Genomic DNA, 1,616 nt, shown 5'->3' with positions numbered 1-1,616 from the left:
ATGGTATTGCAGAATACGGATGTCTATACGCTTCATAAAGATCCTGCTGTCTTAAAAGTCCGTTCTTATCAACAGCGAGCTACTTCCATCGGTAGCAAGTTTGATTTACAGTTTGGATTTATTGAAAGCGGTGATGGATTGGATCTGCAGCTGGAATACAATACAGATTTATATGAGCGGGCTACGATGGATCGGATGCTGGGTCATTTTCAGTCGTTGGTTTCAGCGGTGCTGGCCGCTCCCGATATGCGTTTGAGTGATCTGGAGTATCTGAGTGGAGCAGAGCGGAATCAGCTGCTGAATGAGTTCAATGCGACTAGTGGAACTTATCCTAAGGATAAGACAATCGTTGATTTATTTGAAGCACAGGTAGTACTTACTCCGGATGCAATAGCTTTATCGTTTGAAAAAGAAAAACTGACTTACACAGAATTGAATGAGAGAGCAAATCAGTTAGCCCACTATCTGAATAGTCAGGGCGTCAGTACCGATAAGCTGGTTGGAGTGTTCATAGAACGTTCACTAGAGATGATCATCGCTATCCTTGGTGTTTGGAAAACAGGAGGAGCTTATGTTCCCATCGATCCGGGATATCCAGTAGAACGGATAGACTATCTGCTGGAAGATAGTGGAGTAAGCATAATTGTCACTAGTAAACGTTGCAAACAAAATTTGCCAGCCGATCTTCAACAAACCGTAATTTCTCTTGATGAAGAGACGCAGTTAACTAATCAGCCAGTTATTGCACTAGAAAATATAATCTCTTCTCATGGTTTGTGTTATGTGATTTATACTTCGGGGTCAACAGGTAGACCTAAGGGAGTGTTGGTAGAACACAGGGGTATGCTCAATCACTTATTTGCAAAAATAAATGAATTGCAGATAGATAATTATACAAGACTAGCCTACACTGCATCTTATACCTTTGATATTTCAGTATGGCAGATGTTCTGTGCATTATTGTGTGGCGGTTGTACAATTGTATATCCAGATCATTTGATCCTCCAGCCAGCAGCTATGATAGAACAGATAGAAGCTGATAAGGTGACCATCCTGGAATTGGTACCATCATATCTTGTTGCAGTGTTACAAGAAGAAATAGCTGCAAAACTTAAAAACCTACGCTATTTACTCCTTACGGGAGAAACAGTTAGTCAGGTCTTGTTAGCTCAATGGTTCAGCCATCCGGATTACGGGAAGATTCCGGTAGTCAATGCATATGGGCCTACAGAAGCCTCCGATGATATTACCCACCACTTTATGTACTCTACTCCTGTGAGTAGTAATGTGCCATTGGGGAAGCCAATTCAACATACAAATATTTATATTCTAGATGCATATAAACAGCTTTGTCCATTAGGTATACCAGGAGAAATCTGTGTTTCTGGCGTGGGGGTGTCACGTGGCTACATGAAGCGAGAAGAGTTGACCAAAGAGAAATTCGTGACAGATCCTTTCCATGCAGACCAGCGCATGTATAAAACAGGAGATATAGGAAGATGGCTGAAAGATGGTAATATTGAATACCTGGGTCGTATTGATGACCAGGTAAAGATCCGGGGTTACCGGATCGAGCTTGGGGAGATCGAATATGTCTTAAACCATCATCCCCAGAT

General features: G+C 41.9%; 1 protein-coding gene. It reads left to right on the top strand.

Annotated elements, in window-relative coordinates:
• Nucleotides 1-1,616 (top strand): non-ribosomal peptide synthetase (locus EV200_RS21650; protein WP_132536549.1); only part of this gene is annotated, 1,616 nt, incomplete at both ends.

Origin of the sequence: Pedobacter psychrotolerans, assembly GCF_004340665.1 — a bacterium.
GTDB lineage: Bacteria > Bacteroidota > Bacteroidia > Sphingobacteriales > Sphingobacteriaceae > Pedobacter > Pedobacter psychrotolerans.
The sequence above is the reverse complement of the archived record's forward strand: the minus strand, read 5'-3'. Positions and strand labels throughout refer to the sequence as shown.